This is a genomic window from Bacillus sp. B4EP4a, assembly GCF_006680105.1.
GTDB lineage: Bacteria > Bacillota > Bacilli > Bacillales > DSM-1321 > Peribacillus > Peribacillus simplex_E.
Genome location: NZ_VHIK01000051.1, coordinates 17,554 through 38,913 on the forward strand (window position 1 = coordinate 17,554; position 21,360 = coordinate 38,913).

Here is a 21,360-nt window from a genome sequence, read left to right on the forward strand (position 1 = left end):
ACAGTTGAAAAGTTTTCCTTTGAGTACAAAACACTTACTTTGATTGACCCTTTAATCCTTCGCCTAACCCTTTTAACAAATCAAGAGAAAACCTCATAACACGATTAACATCAGGATCTCTCATTAATTTTACTAAATCGAAAACACTCACTTTTTTATTTAACTGAAATCCTTCTTCTGCTTTTTGAAGACCTTTTGACAGTCCTCCCACCAGTTTTTTCGTCATTTCAGGATTAAGTTCAGTCAATACTCCAGCCGCTTCCATTGCATTGTTAACAGCATTTGTTACAGGCGGACGCAACATTTGTCCTACTGCAATTTTTGCCACTTTCTCTTTTGCTTCAACGAGATTATTGATAGCTCCAAGAATTCCACTTTCGTGAAGTTCTTGGAGAAGTTTAATTGTTTCTTTAATCCCATCGGCATTTTCGGATAAATCTTGTAAAACCTTTTCAAGCGTTTGATCTTGTTTTTCTTTTTCGGTCAAGGTTGGTTCATCTATCTTCGTAATTGGTTTTGCCATTATTTTTTACCTCCCGGAGTATTCAAATCTGCGAGAGCTTCAAGAATGCCCATTTTATTGAGTCTTTGGAGAAGTAGAATCGTTTTTCCAATAACATCTGCATTTTCGGATAAATCTTGAACGACCTGTTTAAGCATTTGATCCCGTTTTTCCTCTTCCGTCAGAACTGATGCATCTAAAGTCTTCTTCGGTGTTTCCATTACTTTTTAACTCCTGATATATTCAAGTCTGCAATTGGCTCGTAATCTTTCCGTGCCCATTTTCGTTCCACTTGTACGCCTAACTGAGGATTACGCGTTGCATAACGAGGGTTATACATTGGAAGTGGTCTGTTTCCTTTTGCTTTCATTAACTCCATTTTTACTTTTATCTGTTTATATGCTGGAGTCTGAGTATTAACATCGCCAACACTTCCTGTTAAAAGGTTGATTGCATTTTCATGACTTACTGAGTGCATGGGAACATACAGTTCTTTTCCTGTAACTCGATCTGTTACGACTGCATGAAGCTTAATTGCACCATAAGGAGAAATGAGACGTACTAATGATCCATCTTCTACCTTACGTTCTTTTGCAAGTTCAGGCGAAACTTCTACGAATACCTCAGGTAATTTATACTGAAGACCTTTTGATTTATTTGTCATATTCCCTACGTGGAAATGCTCCAAGAGTCGTCCATTGTTCAATGTAAGATCGAAATCTTGTGTGAATTCAATAGGTGGAACATATTCTGCAAGAGAAAAACGCGCTTTTCCATCAGGAAAGTTAAAACGCTTTGTATAAAGAAGTGGCTCATCTGTGCCGTCTTTTTGCACGGGCCACATTAAACTGTTCCATCCTTCAAGTCTCTCGTATGATACACCCGCAAAAGTTGGACAAAGACTTGAAATTTCGTCCATAATATCGCTTGGGTGTTCATAGTTCCAATCCACACCCATATATTTAGCAATTTGCTGAATAATCCACCAGTCTGGTTTTGATTCTTCTAGTGGCTCAAGTGCTTGATACAGACGTTGAATGCGACGCTCTGTATTAGTGAATGTTCCATCTTTTTCAAGAGACGGAGCTGCCGGCAAAACAACATCTGCAAATTGTGCAGTTTTTGTTAAGAACACATCTTGTACAACAAAGAACTCTAGCTTACCGAGCGTGTCATGCACATGATTGGAGTTTGAATCTACCCATGCCATGTCTTCCCCCATGAGATACATGGCTTTCAGTTTGCCTTTCTCTGATGCTTCTAGCATATCAATATTAGTAAATCCTGACTTTTCAGAGATTTTTACGCCGTAAGCTTTTTCAAAATTTGCACGTGCGACATTGTCTGTTAAACGCTGATTGCCTGCGAGCCATTGTGGAAGAGCCCCCATGTCACATGAACCTTGCACATTATTATGACCGCGAAGTGGGTATGCTCCCGTTCCAGTGCGACCGAAATTACCCGTTACAAGTAGAAGGTTAGCGATAGCTCCTGATGTATAGGAACCTGCAATATTTTGAGTAACACCCATTCCCCATAAAATACATGTTCCTTTTGATTCATAAATCATTTTAGCTGTTTTAATCAGTTGTTCTTTTGGAAGACCAGTCACTTTCACCGCAAAGTCTAGCGTATATTTATTAAGAAGTTGCAGATACTCTTCGTAGTTATTTACACGAGCTTTAATGAATTTTTCATCATGCCAACCTTGATCAATCATATATTTTGCAACAGCAGTCAACCAAACAAAGTCTGTTCCTTGTTTTGGATGTAAAAATAAATCAGAACGCTCTGCCAGTTCGTGTTTACGAAGATCTGACACAATCAATTTTTGTCCGTGTAATTTCTTAGCCCGCTTTACTCGTGTTGCTAGAACAGGATGTCCTTCAGTTGGGTTTGCCCCAATTGTGATAACAAGACCTGCACTTGCAATATCCTGAATGGTACCTGAATCCCCACCATATCCAACAGTGGCAAGTAACCCATCTGTCGCAGGCGATTGACAGTAACGAGAACAGTTATCCACGTTGTTTGTTTCAAACACTTGACGAGCCAATTTTTGCATGAGATATGATTCTTCGTTCGTCGTTTTCGAAGAACTTACAAAGCCAAGTGCATTTCCTCCATACGTTTCTTTAATGGCACCCATTTTTTCTGTAATTAAAGTAAGTGCTTCATCCCAAGTAGCAGGAACAAATACATCTCCTTTCCGAATTAAAGGAGTAGTAAGGCGTTGTTCACTATTAACAAAGTCCCATCCGAATTTCCCTTTCACACAGGTTGAAACACTGTTTACAGGACTATTTTCAGTTGGCTCAACTTTTAAAATTTCACGTCCTTTAGTCCATACTTCAAATGAACATCCTACCCCACAGAATGTACATACTGTTTTCGTTTTTTTCGTTCGAGTATCCCGCGCGGCTGCTTCTACTTCTGATAAGGCAAAGATTGTTTTATAGTCCGGTTCGACTTCTTTAATGAGATCAACCATTGGATTTAACAAATCCTTCGGAATGGCTGTCATAAGCCCCGCTTCGCCCAACATTGATTTTTCCATTAAGGCGTTACATGGACAAACCGTGGCACACTGTCCGCAAGATACACAAGAAGATTCATTGATGGATTTACCATCATCCCACATTACACGTGGGATTTCACGTTCCCAATCGATAGATAGCGTTTCATTCACCTGTAGGTCTTGACATACTTCTACGCAACGTCCGCAAAGGATACATTGGTCCGGATCGTATCTGTAAAAAGGATGTGACATATCCACTTCGTATCCTTTTTCTCGGTATGGACGAGTTTGATGTTCAATTTCCAACAACTCTGCTGTGTTATGAACACGGCAATTTCCATTGTTATTGTCACAAACCGTACAATACAGTAAGTGATTCTCCAAAATACGGTCCATCGCTTCTGTTTGGGCAGTTTTGGCCAATTCTGAGGAAGTTAAAATATTCATTCCTTCCTCAATTTCTGTCGAGCACGCCCTCATAATTTTCCCATCAATTTCACACATACAGGTATCACAGGTTTGGATGGGACCTAAAACTTCTGAATAACAAATATGTGGGTGCTCTACTCCTTGTTCCAGTAGGTAATCAAGAATTCGAGTCCCTTGCTCTACTTCATGTTGCTGTCCATTAATTTTCACTAGGACTGTTGCCATTTTACATTCCCCTTTTTGTAAAAAAATCAAAAAAGCCCGCCATAAAATAGATTGTGCAAAACAACACACATTCTATTTTATGGCGGGCTAATAACTAAGCAGTTTTTATCCTACTAGTGATCCTTCTCACCACATCATATAATAAAAAACCAGGACATTAAGGCAATTCGTCGTTACCTAACGTCAATGACTTTTTTATTTTTGAGTCTATATTTTTATTATAATACTTTATACGTTTAACCTCAACAATAATATGTGATTTAAACGATAAAATCATCTTTTTTTATTTATACAACATAAAAAATACCGCTCTCTTTATCCTCCGCTTACTGGAGGGATAAAGGCAATTATATCTTGATCCTTTATTATTTCATCGTCTGTTACAAAGCTTTCGTTTATAGACGTCATTATTTGATTGAAAGAAGATAGAGTGTATTTACTATGAAGATATTTTTTTAGTTGCTGAACAGTTATATCATCTTTTTCTACTATTTTTAATTCATCTAATCCAATTTCTTCACGTATTCCCGCAAAAAATAAAACCGTAATCATTCCTTATTCCTCCTTGTCCGGATTTCCTTCTGGGTATTCAGTAGTCTCTAGTTGATCTCCAACCCACATCGTTCCGTCTTCCCAAAATTCTTTTTTCCAAATGGGCACAATTTGTTTAATTCGTTCAATCGCATATTCATTTGCCACGTATGCAGTTTTACGATGTGGTGAGGATACAGCGATAACAACAGCGATCTCTGTAATGTCTAATTTACCTACCCTATGGGTAATAGCTACCCTTGTATCCGGCCATTTTTTCTTAATTTCATCACCTATTTGACTCAGCATTTTTACAGCCATTGATTCGTAAGCTTGATATTCAAGAAATAACGTCTTCTTTCCTTTTGAAAATTCCCTCACAGTTCCAATGAATGTTGTAATGGCACCTGCTTCTCTTCGTGAAACTTGTTTAGTTACTTCCTTTACAGAAATAGGATCACTTACCAATTTAAATAAACATTGCTTCACCTTTTTTCACCACACTTACATTAAAAAGTCCAAATAGCACTTTTCTTCAATTGAAAAACTTGATGGTATCTCCTTCTACACTAGAAATGACCGCCACTGATATTTAATGACACTTGCTGTCTTTGAAAGTAGCCTGAAAAATCCAGAGTACCTCTATGCACATTGATTGTTGAAGCACTTAATCATTCTTGTTTAACTTTAACCTTGTTTTGAAACACTATAGCCTGTAGGTGTACTTTAATGTTGAATAAATTTTAAATACTTTTTTCTAAATATTCTCCTACTACTAATTCCAGCATGGTAACAGAGTTGTACTCCTCCGAAATTGAGCAGCGGTCATAATTCGAAAGGCTTCAAATGCTCCTCCCCTTAAAGATCGTACCCACATCTTCCAATGATATCGGAATGATTGGGAGTAGCTGTATCTGTATCTTCCGCTCATAGCAAACCCTTCATATGGAGAACAATCAAACGAAGGAACATGATGATCGCCACTAGGTCTTCTGCCAAAACCGGCCATGAACCACTTAAATAGGGTTTCGTTTTTCTACCATGACTCTCATTCCTACAATTAGCCTAATAAACGATAATAAAAATTTTTAGCAAGCTGTATGTTATTTGTTCCATGAATAAAAACACGCCCGTCCTTAAATATAACCACGCGATAATCATGAAGCTGACAAGATAATAAATAAGGATTTCTAATTACTTCACCATTAGCTTTTAGTTGTTTTTCTAACTGATCAAAACTATATTCCATATTTCTTGCAGGTCTAATTTGAACTGTATTTCTCCCGCATAATACTTCTGTTTTTGTCTGATTTTCATACGATAAATATGGATACGTTCTATCTAATCCACAAGATGGGCAACTTTCTGTTTTAATTTTGTCTAATTTAATGGAGTAATGCTGATTGCTCCATACATCAAATGTCAAAAAGGTGTTTCTTAGCGTTGAAAAATCATCTACCAAAATTTTGAATGCCTCTGCTACTTGATAAGCAGAAACAATTTGAACTGATGGATTGATAATTCCTGCTGTATCACATGTTGCCCCGCCGACAGGAATACTTTTTAAAATACAATGCAAACACGGTGTTTTTCCCGGGAGAATTGTATAGGTAGCCCCATAACTTCCTACACAGGATCCATAAATCCATGGAATGTTATATTTATGCGAAAGATCATTTAAAATAAATCGAATGTAAAAATTATCTGTAGCATCTATCAGAACATCGACATTACCGAGTAAATTTTCCATATTATCAGCTCTCGCGTCCATAACCAGAGCTTCAATTTCAACTTCCGAATTAATCCGTTTCAAATGCTTTCCAGCAGCTATCGCTTTTGGTAGTTTTTCTTCAACATCTTTCTCGTTGTAAAGCTGCTGGCGCTGCAAGTTACTCCATTCAACATAATCACGATCAATAATAGTCAATTTCCCAATACCTGCCCGGACAAAGGCTTCGGCCCCAGCACTTCCCAATGCTCCAGCTCCTATAATGAGTACATGTTTATGCCTGATTTTTTCTTGTCCTTCAAAACCTATTTGTTTGAACTTCTGTTGCCGTGAATAACGATCATTCAACGAACTCTCTTCCTTTCTTTCGAAAATTATCTATACCATTTCCGTTTACACTTACACCAGCCATATCCATTTGTTAGATTAATGCATAATTTTCATGACACATACATTAAGAGAACGTAATTATTGGTTATGAAGAAAGTCTCCACTTTTCCCACCAGTTTTTTGTACTAACAATGTTTCTTTAATAACCATTTTTTTATCAACTGCTTTACACATATCATAAAAAGTTAGTGCAGCAACGGATACCGCGGTTAATGCTTCCATTTCAACTCCGGTTTTTCCACTACACTTAACCTTGGCATGAATAATTAAGTCGTATCCATTTTCTTTTTTTTCATATTTAAACGTAAAGTCGCTTCCTTGGAGCATGACTGGATGACACATTGGAATGACATCCGCGGTTTTTTTTGCTGCCATAATACCCGCAATCTGTGCTACTTGGAGTGGGTCCCCTTTTTTTATTAATCCATCTTCAATTGCTTCGAATAATTCATTGGATAAGGAAAGAGTGCATTTTGCAATTGCTGTCCGAGTTGTAATGTCTTTCGGAGAAATATCGACCATCTTTGGCCTTCCTTCTTCATTCCAGTGCGAGAAATTGCTCATCATTTGCCACCTTCATATGCTTAAGATATTTAACTACAGTAATTGTATAGCTTCGTCATAGAATATTTAGTCCAGAAAAAGGGACTGACTTACAAAGGTTATTAACATTCTTTGAAAGTCAGTCTCATTTTCTAAAATCATTTATTTTTTTAATAAGATTCCAACTATTTGCACAGAACGGAAACACTAGGTGACTTAAATAAACATTCCTTATCCACCATATTATTTCTAGTGCAAACCACAATGTTTCCAAAGCATATTTGAGAATACTTCCAATCTTTCAATGTTAGCCACCAATATGAGACATTTCTACTTTAGTGCTGTTTCTTGAAACATTCCCATTTTTTCTTTCATCAGAATAGCGATCGCTACGATGATTCCAAATATCCGAAATTTTATTTGTAATCACAACATCCGACTCTTCTGAGCGAAGTAATTGACGAAGATCATAACCTTTTGATGCAAATAAACATGTATATAATTTCCCTTCAGCAGATACTCTAGCCCTGGAACAGGTAGAGCAAAATGAATCGGTCACAGATGAAATTATTCCAATTTCTTGATCACTGTCTATATACCGATATCTAGTTGCCACCTCTCCTACATAATTTGGCTTAATTTGTTCTAATGGCATGACTTCTTCAATTCGATCTAAAATCTCTTGCTTGGTCATTACTTCAGTCATTCTCCAGCCATTTGAATTTCCTACATCCATATACTCAATAAACCTAAGAGTATGTTTATGTTCTTTAAAATATTTCGCCATTGGAATGATATCTTGATCGTTTTTCCCTTTTTGAACAACCATGTTCATTTTCACTTTTAAGCCTGCATTAGAAGCTGCCTCCACTCCATCCAAAACTCTCGCAACTTTGCTTCTATTCCCATTTAACTGATTAAAACGTTCATCATCTAAGGAATCAAGACTAACTGTCACCCGTCTTAACCCAGCATTAAATAACTCAGGTGCAAACTTTTTAAGAAGAGATCCATTTGTCGTAATGGCAATGTCCTCTACTCCATTAATTAAATTCAAACGATGAATCAATTCAGGAAGGTTCTTGCGTAATAAAGGTTCCCCCCCTGTAATACGTATTTTACTGACACCTAATGAAACAAATATACGGCTCAATCGCTCCATTTCATCAAAAGAGAGGATTTTATCAGAGGATAAAAAAGGATAATCAGACCCAAATATTTCCTCAGGCATGCAATAACGACAGCGAAAATTACAACGGTCGGTCACAGATAAACGCAGATCTCTTAATGGGCGTTCTAATTTATCCAAAATATCATTTTCCATATTTTTCGTGTCTCCTCCTATTTTGATAACCAACTAACATTAATCGCATATTATTTCTTACTGTTTCTGTTGAATTCGCTCTGGACATGTATAAATATTCAAAGATTGATTACGAATAAAACCTACTGTCGTAATCCCTAATCCTTCTGCCAACTGTAATGCCAATTCAGTCGGCGCCGATTTTGAAAGAACTACCTCACAACCAATTTTTGCTACTTTCAATAAGATTTCTGAAGATATCCGACCGCTAAAAACAATGATTTTATTTCCAATCGAGATATCATTTTTTAAACAATATCCGTATATTTTATCCAACGCATTATGTCTTCCTATGTCCATTCGACTTAGCATAAAACCGTTTAAATCACAGAGAGAGGCATTATGAACCCCTCCTGTATCTTGGAAAATAGTCGCGGAAATTTGTAAATTATTCATTAAACGAAAACAATCATCCGGGGTGAGCTTGACTCTGATTTCATTCATCTTCTTAGCGGTTAATGCATCGTTAACGAAGACAAACCCTTGTCTGCTCATTCCACAGCACGATGTAATATAACGCTTGTTTTGGAAATTTTGGTAATAAGGATTCAATTTATCTATTTTCACATGTACATATCCTTCTTTTTCTTGAACCCAAATGTCTTTGATTTCTTCATATTTCCGTATAATTCCTTCAGATGCTAAGTAACCGATAACCATATCTTGAATATATTCAGGTGTACAAACCATCGTAACAAATTCTTGTTCGTTAATTTTAACTGTAACTGGAAACTCTGTAACAATTATATCTTCAGCATTTTCAATATGTCCGTTTGTGAATCTAAGAATTCCCCTTTTCTCCACTGCTGGTTTCATATAGCACTACATCCTTTATATTTTTTGACGAAAATTTCTACCTTCTTCATTTAACTTGGGTAATGCCTTATCTATTTCTATAAAGGGATAACTACATATACACCTTTATCATTTTAGTTGTGGTTTTAATTAACCATATGCAGCCATGTAGGTTCTTAGTTTCAGTTAATATAAGTACCCATATGGGGAATTGAACTTTTATATAAGAAACGTATCAAAACTACTACAACTTTATGAAAAAGATTTGAATGACAATTTCAGGGATAAAGACTTTCTTCATTAATAATGAATAATTCTAGATGGTAAGAAACTATCCTCTATGAACAAGTTCTTGAGCTAAAGATGTAAACATCTCTCCAGTAAGCGAATCTTCATCGTATATACATGAACCTTTATTTTCCTCACGTTTGGCAAAAGGGATTCTTGCGATTACTTCGGATTGCAGCTGTTGAGCTAGCATATCTCCGCCACCCTTCCCAAAAAGATAGTTCCTCGACCCATCTTGTTCTTCGTAATATGCCATATTCTCAACGATACCTAAGATGTCATGATTGGTATGTTTCGCCATGGCACCTGCTCTTGAAGCAACAAAAGAAGCGACATTGTGAGGTGTCGTTACGATAATTTCCTTTGCCTGAGGAATCATGGCAGCTACATCAATGGCTACGTCTCCTGTACCAGGAGGTAAATCTAGAAGAAGGTAATCCAGTTCTCCCCAATGCGTGTTGGCAAGGAAGTTTTGAATCCATTTGTTTAGCATAGGCCCTCGCCACATAACGGGGTTATTATTGTCTGTAAAAAATCCCATGGACATGACTTTAACGCCCTGACTTACAATTGGAATGACTGTATGGTCAATCATGGTCGGCTTTTCTCCAACTCCCATCATCGCAGGGATACTAAATCCATAAATATCCGCATCTAACACTCCGACTTTTTTCCCCATACGGGCCAAAGCAGTAGCCAGATTAACGGTAACCGTTGATTTTCCCACTCCACCTTTTCCGCTTGTCACTGTAATAAATTGTACACCTGAATCAGGTCGCAACATGTTAGGCATTCCGGTCTCTGTTGTAGCACTTTTCTTTAAAGTTTGCGTTAATACAGCCCGTTCTTCTGGCGTCATCGAACCAAAAGTTAACGAAACACTTGAGGCCCCAATATTTAGAAGTGAATTTTCAACATCATCTTTTATTTTTGCTTTTAATGGACAGCCTTGGATCGTTAAAACCACTTCAAGTTGAACACGTGTACCATCCATTTCAATATTTCTCACCATGTTCAAATCCACGATACTTTTATGCAGCTCGGGATCTTGTACATGTTTTAGAGCGTTCATTATTTGTTCATATGTCAACATAACTCTCAGTCCTTCTTTATTTAGTAGTTTCCTTCTCATTATTGGTTAATTGCCTCAGAGAAAAAATTGAAAAGATTATAGAGATCATGGCAAAATGCCTATCATTAAATATCACAGAATAACTGATAAGTAGAGCTACTTTAATGATTCACTGTTTGAATGATCTGTTCTATTCATGATATTCTCCATTAATCTACTTGGGTTTTTCATTGCAGATTGAACTCTCCTTTTTTATAAACAAAAAGCCCACCATAAAATAGATTGTGTACATGCAATACACAGTCAATTTTATGATGGGCTAATTACTAAGCAGTTTTCCTACTAGCGATCCATCTCATCACGTATAACAAAAATAAAAAACAGGACATTATGGCAATTTTTCATTACCTAATATCAATGATTTTTAATATATTTTTATTATAATACTTTAAATGTCCCACCTCAATAGCAAATTACAAGTAAAGATACAAAAGCTATCCTTAAATAAGTGGTTTCGAGTAACGATATCTCAAAAAATGTTTCACCAAATATTTTTGATGATGACCTTCTACTTTTAAGAATATTCTTCTTGTTCTGATCAAAACATAGCGTAATCTAATCTCATATAAAGAAGATAATTTTAATTTATTTTTTTAATTTAATTTCTTTTTTCAACACATTTTAATTATACTTTAATCATTAATCAAAAATAATAAGTAAATAAACTATCTTCCATTATTATTTTTCCTGGAGACAAATTGTGACTTTGAATACATAATATATTAATAAGGTTTTTGCGCAGAAAGATTTATCTTTTGGAGTAAAAATGAACAATGAACTTTCATGGTATGAATAAATGAAACGTTCAATTTTTCATTTTATTTACTTTTACATTTTGACAAAATAGAGGTTCATTAGAGCCAATTATTTAATATTAAACCCAAAGCTAAACAGAATAAACGATCAGATAGGAGAAATGGAATGACAAAAAACATGGAGCATCAATTCAATATGTTACTTCGCGAAATACGCAAGGAGTATGTTGGAAATGGACCAAAGGAAATCACCACTCGTTTTGTAGGTCCCTGGGTAATTAGTGAGATGAAGGGTAATCTGACGAACGTGGAAAAGTTTATGATTGGTTCCACAGAAGGACAAAAAATGGTTCATGAAGCACGAACTAAATTAGTAAAGGATATTTATCAGGATCCTACCGTGATGAAAAAGCTTGAGGAGTTGATGCAAGCGAAAATTTTGAGCATCTATACGGATATTAATATAGATATTGATACTGCGATGACGATTTTTGTGTTCGATACGCTTATTCAGCCTTAGTCTTAGCTAAAATGTTTTAGAACATTGTTTCACAAATTGAATCATTAATTCAATCTGGTGTATGGGGAAGGATGGTTTGTCGCTTACGGGACCGCAGAAGTCCAGCCATTGATTGAATAATGAACCAAAAACAAACATTCCCCTTATGCACTTTGCACAAGGGGAATGTTTAATTTCTTTGCTCTGGGCCATTTTCAGTCTATATTCGTCAGGGTAAAATTAATTCGTGACACTGCCATCATCATCTGGATCTTCAATATCCGCCGGATCTTTTTCCAGTAGTGCCTCTTTGTCTTTTTCGTTCCATTTTGCTTTATATCCTAATGATTGTGCTACTCTTAACACCGGTAGATACGATTTTTTATCTGGTTTAAAAGTTTCTAAGTCCCCTGTTCCAATTGCACCCAAACCAAGTAACAATTTGTCAGATTGGATATAGGGTTTTTCATCTATCAGTTTCATTTGTTCAGCTGTATAAGGATAAACGGCTCCATTCACTTTTAAGGTAAATGGTCCCTTTTTTTCTTCTTTTATTTCTTTTGGCTTTTTCGATTTATAGGAAACATTATACACTCCTTGAACAGTTCCTTCTCTCGTATTATCGGCTCCTCCATACATTTTCCCCTTTTCATAATCATAAATAACAGCTTGCACATTTCCGATATGCTGGGGTTTTTCTTCATAAACATGGCCTTTTGCCATTAACTCCAACCTAGTATTTTGTTCAATTCCCGGTTCCCATCTAACTGTCGGATATCCAGCGGAATAAATACGTGGCGCTAAAATGGCATCTTGAATTGGCATTTTATGATCAAGCACGTTCATAATCGTTTCAGATACAGATGCTATTATCGTCGCTCCCCCAGGTGAACCAATGGCCATGAAGGGATTGCCATCTTTTAATACGAAGGTCGGGGACATACTGCTTCTTGGTCTTTTTCCTGGTTCCACCTGGTTAACTCCACCCGGTGTTGCATCAAAATCCGTCATTTCATTATTTAGCATGAATCCATAATCAGGTACCATGATACCTGATCCGAATACTTGCTCGATTGTAGTCGTATAAGCAACCATATTTCCCCATTTATCCATTACAGAAAAATGGGTTGTTTGACCGATCGGTGTTTTCTCCTCTTTTACCTTTTTCATTGGAGTGGGTTCTTTGCCCTCATACTTCCATGGATCGCCTGCTTTGACATCAGCTGTTGATCTATTTGGTTTGATGAGTTTTCGCCTTTCTTTAATATAATCTTCATCCAATAGTCCTTTTGTAGGTACATCATAAAAATCTTCATCTGCCATATAGGCAGCTCGATCGGCAAAAGCAAGATGCATGGCTTCCGTGAGATAATGAAGATACTCAGGTGTGTTCGCCCCCATCTTTTGTACATCGAATCCTTCCATAAGCTCTAGGATTTGTAGAACGGTCAAACTGCCTGAGCTTGGTGAAGCTGCCCCTACCACTTCAAATCCCCTATATTCCGATTTAACCGGCTCTCTTTCTTTAACCTCATAGTTTTGCAAATCCTCAGTTGTCATCGTTCCTTCACGCTTTTGAACTTCTTTGGTAAGTGCTTCCCCGATTTCACCTTTATAAAAAGCCTTGGGACCTTGTTTTTTTATTAACTTAAGAGTCTTTGCCAGATCTGGCTGAACGAGGGTGTCTCCCTCTTCCAATGGCTTTCCGTCTGGTACAAAAACTTTTGCAGCCGCTTGGTTATTTCTAAGCTTTGTTACATTTTCATCGATATATTGTGCTGTTGCCCAATTGACTCTTACCCCTTGTTCAGCTTGTTTAATGGCCGGTCCTATGACTTGTGATAATTTCAATGTTCCATATTTCTCCAGAGAAGTCTCTACACCCATCAGAGTTCCAGGAACAGCAACCGCTTTACCAGATGTGTGCCGCTTACTAAAAGGAACAGGTTTTCCCTTTTCATCTAAAAAAAGTTCAGGCGTAACATTTTGCGGTGCCATTTCGCGATTTTCAATCATCGTTATTTTATTTTCCTTTTTATTATAAATCATGATAAAACCACCGCCACCGATTCCAGACATCATTGGTTCAACTACATTTAACGATAATTGAATGGCTGCTGCTGCATCGACTGCGTTTCCACCTTGTTTTAATATCTTTATGCCCGCTTCAGCTGCTAACGGGTGGGAAACTGATACGATACCTTTTGTTGCTCCCTTTCCCATTGACCCATCCACTCCAGGGACACTTGCAAAAGCTGGTGTAATCATACAAAAGAAACTGAAAGTAACTAAAATAAAACTTTTTAAAAATTTCATGAATTAGTCTCCTTTCAAAAATAAAACAAATTGGGATTTACCATAAGCCAACTGGATATACGAGCAAATGACTCTGCTTTTGCAAGTAGGAATATGCTGGTCGATCTCTGCAGTCTGCACATTCCCTGCTCTCTTTAATGTTTCACTTCAAAAAATCACCCCCCGAATGCCGCGATAATACCGGTTAACGTCAAAATCATAATCAATAAAAAACACTTATGAATTTTTCGAAAAAACTCCACCTCATGTGTTTTCATCAACTGCAAAAAATTATAATGTTATTATTCTACCAACCATCTTACTTTCCCTTTTTTTACAAAATCAGACGCACCCTCCAAAAGCACTAGCAATCCATTAAAAAGTTTTATATAAATCAAAACAACAAACATAAATGTGTAATAACACCTATTAAAAACAAGAAAAACCGGTTATTTAATAGGGATATTTTACCTTTTATTACCTTTTCTTCCTTTCTTTAAGGATAATATTGACTCTTCCAATTTAGAAATATATTATTGTTATAAACTTATAAGACTATGTTATAAAATCAACATCCTAGCATTTCTATCCTTTAATCGTTATTTCCAGCTTTTGTTAGAGAGGGAATTAAAAGTTCACCCTTTCTTTTACCAGCAGGTTTTAGCCTTGTATTTTCAAATCCAACTGAAGTGGGTGATTGTTTGAATTTCCTATCCCTCCGCTATTTCATAGAGGTTTCTAACCATCTTAGTTTCAGTGAGGCTTCCAAAACCCTGCATATATCCCAGCCCGGACTTAGCCAACAGATTTTATCCCTCGAAAAACAATTAGGCTTTAAACTATTGAATCGAACGACAAGAAAAATTACATTGACGGAAGAAGGTGAGTACATCTATAAAAAACTAGCTCCTTCCTTCGAAGATATTGAGAAAACAGTGAATTACATAGTTGAAAATAAAGCCATCCCCAAGCCTAAACTGAAGATTGCTACCGTCCCTTCTGCAGCTAGTATATATATCCCGAAGTTATTGAAAAAGATAGTGGGGGATTACCCGGAAACAGAATTTTACGTGCATGAAACAACATCTTCAAGGGCTGTAAAACTCTTAAACCAACAAAATTATCACATCGGTTTCATCCGGACGCCCATTAACAGTAACATCATTGCCAATGAAGGATTAAGCATGATTGAATTCATGAGGTTCCCTTTACAATTGGTCGTCTCCATTGATCATCCACTAGCCCAAAAAGATGCTATACATTTATACGAAGCAAAAGACGAACCTTTTATCCATTATGATGCCGTCCAAGCACACTCCCTTCAATTCCTTTTGGAAAAGGCTTGTCTGACTGCTGGATTTTCACCTAAAGAATTATGTAAAGGCTCTGAATTACTGACGATCGCCAATCTAATATCCAATAACTTAGGCGTAGCGCTCATGCCGGAAGATATGGTGAGTTTGTTGGGAAAACGCCAAGTCAAAGCCTTGAACATCGATAACTCGGAATTATCAAGTTCCATATCGGCAGTTTGGAAAAACACGGATGCATCAAGTCTGACTAAGCATATTTTGAATACGTTAAAGAATGATCATGCTTTTAGCGACATATGAAATTATTTATTGGGAAAATATGCTAAACGACTCGGAATGAAAAGGGTCATTTATAATAAGAACTATACTAATCGGTATTAAAAAGCCCCATTTCTCTTGTGACATAGAGAAATGGGGCTTTTAATATAATTTCAACTCTTAAACTTCTTATTGGCGATGGGACGGGACCCCTTCCATAATTTATTAAAACCTTAAATTAGCAAACTCTCCTTATTGGTAGTGACTAATTATATCAATGCATAGCATGATTTGACTTAAGAAAATATAAATACTCCATTCCCTCAGCGGTGATCTTAGTGCCGGCCCTTCCTCTGCCTTTGACGACAAATCCTTCGATTTCTAAAATATCCAAGCGGCGACGGATTTGCTGAGGGGACAAGACAAAGTCCGATTCTTGACTCTGACTAGAAATCAGTTCTCTGCTTGCCGCTTTTCCTTTATCGTTGTATTGCTTGATTACTTCCAAGATGAAAGTTCGCTCCTGAATTTCCAGCATACTTTCACAGACGGGATAATCTGCCGTAACACTTTCTGCCGCATGCCCGTGCATGAACGGAAGATCACTCTTCGCCACGACATTCCCCTCACAAACCGTCAGCATGTAATCGATCGTGCTTTTAAGTTCCCTTATGTTGCCGGGCCATTCATATTGCATGAAAAACTCCATAACGTCTTGCTCTACTTTTACCCATTTCCCGCTTTTTGTGATGAGATGCTTTATCAAAAGTGGAATATCCGCTCTTCTCTCTTTTAGTGACGGTATGTAAAGATTGAGTACATTCAGACGGTAAAACAAGTCTGTTCTGAATGAACCGTCCCGCATCTTATCATGAAGATTTTTATTCGTCGCGGTGATCACCCTAACATTTATGGGAATGATTCTCTTGCCGCCAATTCTGCGGATTTCACCCTCCTGAAGAACTCGAAGCAGATGGGATTGAACTGTGAGACTTATGTCACCAATTTCATCCAAAAAAATAGTCCCTTTATCCGCCATTTCAAACAGTCCTTTCCTGCCTCCTCTTTGCGCTCCTGTAAATGCCCCTTCTTCGTAACCAAACAATTCACTTTCAAGTAAAGTTTCTGTTAAAGCGCTACAGTTAACCGCTAGAAACGGCCCGTTCTTTCGTAATGAATGCTCATGAATCGCATGCGCAAACAGCTCTTTTCCTGTTCCTGTCTCTCCCTGAATCAAAATCGGGTGCTCAGACAGGGCAAGCTTCTTGGCAATCTGCTTACGCTCTTTCATTACTTCATTCTCGCCGATAATATCTTCAAAGCGGTATTTTGAATAAAAGCCTTGATTTCGCATTTCCCTTTGTGCAGTCTTTTCTATTTCGAAAGCTTGATGTACGCTTTTGAAGGTTGCGACGATTGTATTTTCTTTCATCATTTGCAATCGAAAAATTACGATATCCACTCCGTCTATGTTGAAGAACTTGCTTTCGTCATTACTTCCCATGATGAAATCGATAATATCCCGGCGATTCAATACATGCTCTAGATACTTATTAACCACATCTTTTGCATCAACATGGAATAATGCCGCAAGCTGGTTATTGAATACCGTTATCAGCCCTTCCTCGTTAACGACCAATATGCCGTCATCGACAGTCCCCAACACATTTTGGATATGATCGCTCATTTGCTTGGCATCACGCTCTGCATATAACAGCTTCCGTTGTAATTCAATGATATTGCTAATATACCTTTCTGAAATCTTCGAGGATATATCCTTGTGTAAACCACAGCATTCTACAACTTCCAAAATTGTTGTTATATCAAAAAGACGCACACCTATATCGATTACTTCTTTTATGTAAGAAGGACATAGGTGAGTTTCTCCTGGTGAAACGGCTATTTGGACATTCTCATAAAATAATATCCCCTTCCTGAAAGGGATAAATTGAACATGATCGACACCAAGCTGATATAAGGATTCAATAAGGTTCATAGTTGCATCATCATCATCATTCACCAAAAGAATTGCCGAACCCTCTGGTATTCTTAATAGCTTGTCAATGTATTCATGATTAACAGTTCTCTTTCCCACGATTATTTTCTCGGGATTTACGCTATACATTCCCTCTTTCTTATCATAAGCGGCATCTGATGAAAACAAGATAATTCCATCTCCCAGAGAACGAGGTATTCCCTCATCGGTAGAATGGCTTTTGACGTGCACGTAGTCTCCAAGCAGTTGTTCCAGTTGCTCCTGCAAGGCTTCCTTTGTTTTTGAGCTTCCCGCTATAAGTGTAAGTGAGGATTTTGACATAAAAACACCTACCTGTCTTTAATTGGTACTATTATATCACCAAAAAGAACCATTAAAGACCTAAAACTTCAATTCAACCATTAAGTTTTCATAAAAATCAATTACCCCATATTGGCACAGATTTTGCATATCTATTGATATTGACATTGACGTGCCTATGGTTTTGAAAAGGAGGGAAACAGCAGAATACTAGAAAAACAGATGATAGCCGATAGGCCGGCAATATTTTGTAAGCGTATTAGTTCCATGAACTTATTTTAAATTCAAAGGAGAGACACTTATGAGCCGAATAGAAGAGAAAGCTGTTTTGCTGGAAACAGCGGGGGAAAAAGAGAGAAAAATCAATGTTTTTGTATTGCTGCTCTGCATTCTCGCCATAGCAACTCTATTTACTTACATTTTGCCGGCCGGGGAATATACACGAATCGAAGCAGATGGACGGACAACTGTTGACGCCACTTCTTTTAAATGGATAGAATCTGCACCGGTGGAATTTTTCGATATGATAAAATCTATTCACACAGGAATGGTTGAAGCCGGCAATATCATCTTTTTCTTATTAATTATTGGAGGGTTTTTCGGTGTTTTAAGAGCAACAGGGACGGTTGATGTGCTTATCGCCACAATGGCTCGGAAGTTGGCGACACGTGAAAAGCTATTAATTCCTGTCGTGATGTTGTTTTTTGCTGTAGGCGGCTCCTTAATGGGAATGGCGGAAGAAACACTAGCATATCTTCCTCTTATCATTCCGCTGGCGTTGGCTCTCGGATTCGATACAATTACAGGAACCGCCATCGTCATTGTTGGGGCATTGTCGGGGTTCACGACTGCCATAATGAATCCATTCACAGTAGGACTAGCGCAAGGAATTGCTGAATTGCCGATGTTCTCAGGTATAGGGTTGCGCCTTATTTTATTTATTATCGTCTACCTTGTTTCCGTTCTTTATATCCATCGTTACGCAATGAAGGTAAAGAAAAATCCTTCCATCGGTATCTATGGGAAATATACAAAAGAAGAATCGAAAAAACTGCTGCAATCAAGTGGGAAGTTAACAGCGAGACATAAGTTCATCTTAGGCAGTTTCTTAATTAACTATATCGTCTTGGCGTTTGGAGTCATCAAGTTCCAATGGTACATGACAGAAATCGCTGCCTTATTCATTATATTGACAATTGTTATTGGAATCATCGGAAAATTGTCTGCGGATCACATCGTCAGCTCCTTTACCAATGGATCTGCAGCCTTGCTGGGCGGTGCTTTGATTATTGGCGTATCACGCGCCATTCTTGTTGTATTGAATGAGGGACATATCGTCGACCCTATGCTCCATCAAATATCTGAAACTATTCAGCATGTTCCGGCCTATTTAAGCGTTGCCGGCATGTACAGCTTCCAAACTCTCATTCATTTTATTCTAGCTTCCGGCACCGGCCATGCGATGTTGACCATGCCAATTATGGTTCCGCTCGCAGACTTATTGGATATTACACGTCAAACTGCAGTGTTGTCTTTCTCTTTTGCGGACGGAATTGGAAATATGATTTTCCCGACCGCTACCACCTTGATGGCGGGCTTGGCAATTGCAGGCATACCTTGGACAAAATGGGCGAAGTGGATTCTGCCCCTAGTACTCATTCAATATCTCATCGGATTAATAGCCGTCATCATGGCTCACTTCATCGGATATGGTCCATTCTGATAAAAATCACGAATTAATTACAGGAGGAGAAACGCATTGCTTACTTTAATCAAAAATGGCGAGATATACTCACCCAATTACTTAGGACGGAAAGACGTTTTGATCACAAATGATAAAATCGCATTCATCGATGACAGTATCGAGATTCCTGACAACTTTGCTCCTATTCATATCATTGATGCGACCAATCTTTTAGTTGTTCCAGGTTTCATAGATTCACATGTTCATATTATTGGCGGAGGCGGTGAGGGAGGATTCAAAACCCGCACCCCTGAGCTGATGCTTACGGATATTACGACTTCCGGTATTACAACGCTGGTCGGCTTGCTCGGTACGGACGGAACTACGCGTAGAATGGAAAGCCTGCTTGCCAAGGCCCGGGCGCTTGAAGAAGAGGGTATTTCCTGTTTCATTCATACAGGTTCCTACCAGGTGCCAGTAAAAACATTGACAGGAAAAATCGAAGATGACCTTATACTCATCGACAAAATCATCGGTGTCGGGGAGATTGCCATCTCCGACCATAGATCATCAGAACCCACTTTTGAAGAATTGACCAAGATCGCCGCAGCGGCACGCAACGGTGGTATTCTGTCAGGAAAAGCTGGTATATTAGAAGTTCATGTAGGAGACGGAGATGGCGAGCTCTCGTTGTTACATGCAATTGCTGATAAAACCAACATTCCGATTCGGCAGCTCCATCCGACACATATCAACCGAAATGAAGAATTATTCAAGGCGGGAATTGATTACGCTAAGCGCGGCGGGTACGTAGACTTTACAACAAGCACCATTCCTCAGTTTCTGGATGATGGCGAAGTGAAGTGCAGCATTGCCTTGCGGATGATGCTTGAAGAAGGGATACCAGTCGGACACATAACCTTCTCTTCAGACGGACAGGCCAGCCTTCCGTTTTTCAACACCCATGGAGAGTATGCAGGCCTTCAAGTGGGAAAAGTATCTTCGCTATATCAGGAAGTGCGTGATTCTGTTTTAGAAGAAGGAATCCCCCTTGAAACGGCACTGAAGGTCATCACCACGAATCCCGCACAAGTGCTGAAACTATCGAACAAGGGCAATATCCAAACCGGGAAGGATGCAGATATCGTACTATTGCAAAAGGAAACTTTGGCAATTAGCACTGTAATGGCAAGAGGACAAGTTATGGTAGAAAAGGGTATTCCGTTGATAAAAGGAACATTTGAATGAGTTAAGACAAGATACCCGTTATCGAAAAATTTACACGACTAGCATTGTTTAAGATTTCGTATTAGGTATCTCCTATACTTAATTGGTCCGTATTTCCCAGAAGTCCATCCTGGTTTAATCATATCCATTGCAATGGTAAAAAAGCATGCTCACTGGCCACTATGAATATTCTGCTGTCCCGATCGATTCAGGTAAACAATCATTTATTCTTAAATTCTTTGTATTAGCCATCGTAGGTGCAATGGGATTTTATTTCACCAAAGGTATAACCGAACCGCCCCATGTCGTGGCAGAATAACCGGGGATTTTGTTAGAAAGCAACCTATTATTTAACACTAACAAGAATGCTCATTTCTATCTTTTACTTACAAAGATTAATATTTTGAAGAATCGCTATAGAGACGTTACTTAAACAAACTAAAAAGTCGAATTCCTAACCGTGAAGGAATTCGACTTTTATTTTTCAGTCATCTTAGCCTGTCTCCTTTGCTGAACTATCAACCAGTTAGCATTCCTGTAGAGCGTTAAATATCGGCTTTGAAAAAAACAGAGCCCCTCAGTATGATG

General features: G+C 38.0%; 17 protein-coding genes. 5 read left to right on the forward strand and 12 right to left on the reverse strand.

What is annotated here, in order from left to right:
- Positions 1 to 34: 34 nt before the first annotated feature.
- The 10 genes from FNK51_RS22685 to FNK51_RS22730 all read right to left on the reverse strand — a co-directional run bounded on the left by FNK51_RS22685 (position 35) and on the right by FNK51_RS22730 (position 10,406).
- Positions 35 to 523: a helical membrane plugin domain-containing protein gene (locus FNK51_RS22685; protein WP_141994758.1), complete on the reverse strand. Its 489-nt coding sequence runs from the start codon at positions 521 to 523 to the stop codon at positions 35 to 37.
- Entirely contained in the window at positions 523 to 723 is a 201-nt protein-coding gene (locus FNK51_RS22690; protein WP_141994759.1) for a helical membrane plugin domain-containing protein, read from the reverse strand. Before FNK51_RS22690 ends, FNK51_RS22685 begins: the two co-directional genes overlap by 1 nt.
- Complete coding sequence (gene fdhF / locus FNK51_RS22695; RefSeq protein ID WP_141994760.1) at positions 723 to 3,674, reverse strand: formate dehydrogenase subunit alpha; 2,952 nt, start codon at positions 3,672 to 3,674, stop codon at positions 723 to 725. Before fdhF ends, FNK51_RS22690 begins: the two co-directional genes overlap by 1 nt.
- A gap of 315 nt (positions 3,675 to 3,989) precedes the next feature.
- Complete coding sequence (gene moaD / locus FNK51_RS22700) at positions 3,990 to 4,226, reverse strand: molybdopterin converting factor subunit 1 (RefSeq protein WP_141994761.1); 237 nt, start codon at positions 4,224 to 4,226, stop codon at positions 3,990 to 3,992.
- A gap of 3 nt (positions 4,227 to 4,229) precedes the next feature.
- On the reverse strand, positions 4,230 to 4,694 hold the full coding sequence (locus FNK51_RS22705) for a molybdenum cofactor biosynthesis protein MoaE (RefSeq protein WP_141994762.1): 465 nt from the start codon (positions 4,692 to 4,694) through the stop codon (positions 4,230 to 4,232).
- Positions 4,695 to 5,265: 571 nt separating this feature from the next.
- Entirely contained in the window at positions 5,266 to 6,282 is a 1,017-nt protein-coding gene (locus FNK51_RS22710) for a MoeB/ThiF family adenylyltransferase (protein WP_141994763.1), read from the reverse strand.
- A gap of 120 nt (positions 6,283 to 6,402) precedes the next feature.
- Complete coding sequence (gene moaC / locus FNK51_RS22715) at positions 6,403 to 6,888, reverse strand: cyclic pyranopterin monophosphate synthase MoaC (RefSeq protein WP_141994773.1); 486 nt, start codon at positions 6,886 to 6,888, stop codon at positions 6,403 to 6,405.
- A 286-nt stretch (positions 6,889 to 7,174) separates the two neighbouring features.
- On the reverse strand, positions 7,175 to 8,191 hold the full coding sequence (moaA, locus tag FNK51_RS22720; protein WP_141994764.1) for a GTP 3',8-cyclase MoaA: 1,017 nt from the start codon (positions 8,189 to 8,191) through the stop codon (positions 7,175 to 7,177).
- A gap of 57 nt (positions 8,192 to 8,248) precedes the next feature.
- Entirely contained in the window at positions 8,249 to 9,046 is a 798-nt protein-coding gene (gene fdhD / locus FNK51_RS22725; RefSeq protein WP_141994765.1) for a formate dehydrogenase accessory sulfurtransferase FdhD, read from the reverse strand.
- A 310-nt stretch (positions 9,047 to 9,356) separates the two neighbouring features.
- The gene (locus FNK51_RS22730; protein WP_181762324.1) at positions 9,357 to 10,406 is read right to left on the reverse strand and encodes a P-loop NTPase; all 1,050 of its coding nucleotides are present in this window, start codon (positions 10,404 to 10,406) and stop codon (positions 9,357 to 9,359) included.
- 960 nt (positions 10,407 to 11,366) lie between these two features.
- Here FNK51_RS22730 and FNK51_RS22735 point away from each other — a divergent pair.
- Positions 11,367 to 11,720 carry a Na-translocating system protein MpsC family protein gene (locus tag FNK51_RS22735; RefSeq protein WP_141994767.1) on the forward strand — a complete coding sequence of 118 codons (354 nt, stop codon included), beginning with the start codon at positions 11,367 to 11,369 and terminating at the stop codon, positions 11,718 to 11,720.
- A 219-nt stretch (positions 11,721 to 11,939) separates the two neighbouring features.
- On the opposite strand, the gene ggt is transcribed toward FNK51_RS22735, so the two are convergent.
- A complete protein-coding gene (gene ggt / locus FNK51_RS22740; protein ID WP_141994768.1) occupies positions 11,940 to 14,015 on the reverse strand; it encodes a gamma-glutamyltransferase in 2,076 nt (691 codons plus the stop codon).
- Positions 14,016 to 14,695: 680 nt separating this feature from the next.
- On the opposite strand from ggt, the gene FNK51_RS22745 reads away from it, so the two are divergent.
- Positions 14,696 to 15,607, forward strand: a complete 912-nt coding sequence (locus FNK51_RS22745) for a LysR family transcriptional regulator (protein WP_141994769.1) — start codon at positions 14,696 to 14,698, stop codon at positions 15,605 to 15,607.
- 232 nt (positions 15,608 to 15,839) lie between these two features.
- Here FNK51_RS22745 and FNK51_RS22750 read toward each other — a convergent pair whose 3' ends face one another.
- Positions 15,840 to 17,882: a sigma-54 interaction domain-containing protein gene (locus FNK51_RS22750; protein ID WP_141994770.1), complete on the reverse strand. Its 2,043-nt coding sequence runs from the start codon at positions 17,880 to 17,882 to the stop codon at positions 15,840 to 15,842.
- Between the two features lie 280 nt (positions 17,883 to 18,162).
- Here FNK51_RS22750 and FNK51_RS22755 point away from each other — a divergent pair, with 280 nt between their 5' ends.
- The 3 genes from FNK51_RS22755 (at position 18,163) to FNK51_RS26765 (ending at position 21,091) form a co-directional block, all read left to right on the forward strand.
- Positions 18,163 to 19,584 carry a YfcC family protein gene (locus FNK51_RS22755; protein ID WP_141994771.1) on the forward strand — a complete coding sequence of 474 codons (1,422 nt, stop codon included), beginning with the start codon at positions 18,163 to 18,165 and terminating at the stop codon, positions 19,582 to 19,584.
- A 36-nt stretch (positions 19,585 to 19,620) separates the two neighbouring features.
- Positions 19,621 to 20,793 carry a beta-aspartyl-peptidase gene (iadA, locus tag FNK51_RS22760; RefSeq protein WP_141994772.1) on the forward strand — a complete coding sequence of 391 codons (1,173 nt, stop codon included), beginning with the start codon at positions 19,621 to 19,623 and terminating at the stop codon, positions 20,791 to 20,793.
- Between the two features lie 145 nt (positions 20,794 to 20,938).
- Positions 20,939 to 21,091: a hypothetical protein gene (locus FNK51_RS26765; RefSeq protein ID WP_179891082.1), complete on the forward strand. Its 153-nt coding sequence runs from the start codon at positions 20,939 to 20,941 to the stop codon at positions 21,089 to 21,091.
- Positions 21,092 to 21,360: the final 269 nt, after the last annotated feature.

Excerpts from the sequence above, each read along its gene's own strand:
- FNK51_RS22685 (WP_141994758.1), bottom strand. The coding sequence starts at position 523 with ATGGCAAAACCAATTACGAAGATAGATGAACCAACCTTGACCGAAAAA.
- FNK51_RS22690 (WP_141994759.1), bottom strand. The coding sequence starts at position 723 with ATGGAAACACCGAAGAAGACTTTAGATGCATCAGTTCTGACGGAAGAG.
- fdhF (WP_141994760.1), bottom strand. The coding sequence starts at position 3,674 with ATGGCAACAGTCCTAGTGAAAATTAATGGACAGCAACATGAAGTAGAG.
- moaD (WP_141994761.1), bottom strand. The coding sequence starts at position 4,226 with ATGATTACGGTTTTATTTTTTGCGGGAATACGTGAAGAAATTGGATTA.
- moaC (WP_141994773.1), bottom strand. The coding sequence starts at position 6,888 with ATGAGCAATTTCTCGCACTGGAATGAAGAAGGAAGGCCAAAGATGGTC.
- moaA (WP_141994764.1), bottom strand. The coding sequence starts at position 8,191 with ATGGAAAATGATATTTTGGATAAATTAGAACGCCCATTAAGAGATCTG.
- fdhD (WP_141994765.1), bottom strand. The coding sequence starts at position 9,046 with ATGAAACCAGCAGTGGAGAAAAGGGGAATTCTTAGATTCACAAACGGA.
- FNK51_RS22730 (WP_181762324.1), bottom strand. The coding sequence starts at position 10,406 with ATGTTGACATATGAACAAATAATGAACGCTCTAAAACATGTACAAGAT.
- FNK51_RS22735 (WP_141994767.1), top strand. The coding sequence starts at position 11,367 with ATGACAAAAAACATGGAGCATCAATTCAATATGTTACTTCGCGAAATA.
- ggt (WP_141994768.1), bottom strand. The coding sequence starts at position 14,015 with ATGAAATTTTTAAAAAGTTTTATTTTAGTTACTTTCAGTTTCTTTTGT.
- FNK51_RS22750 (WP_141994770.1), bottom strand. The coding sequence starts at position 17,882 with ATGTCAAAATCCTCACTTACACTTATAGCGGGAAGCTCAAAAACAAAG.
- FNK51_RS22755 (WP_141994771.1), top strand. The coding sequence starts at position 18,163 with ATGAGCCGAATAGAAGAGAAAGCTGTTTTGCTGGAAACAGCGGGGGAA.
- FNK51_RS26765 (WP_179891082.1), top strand. The coding sequence starts at position 20,939 with ATGCTCACTGGCCACTATGAATATTCTGCTGTCCCGATCGATTCAGGT.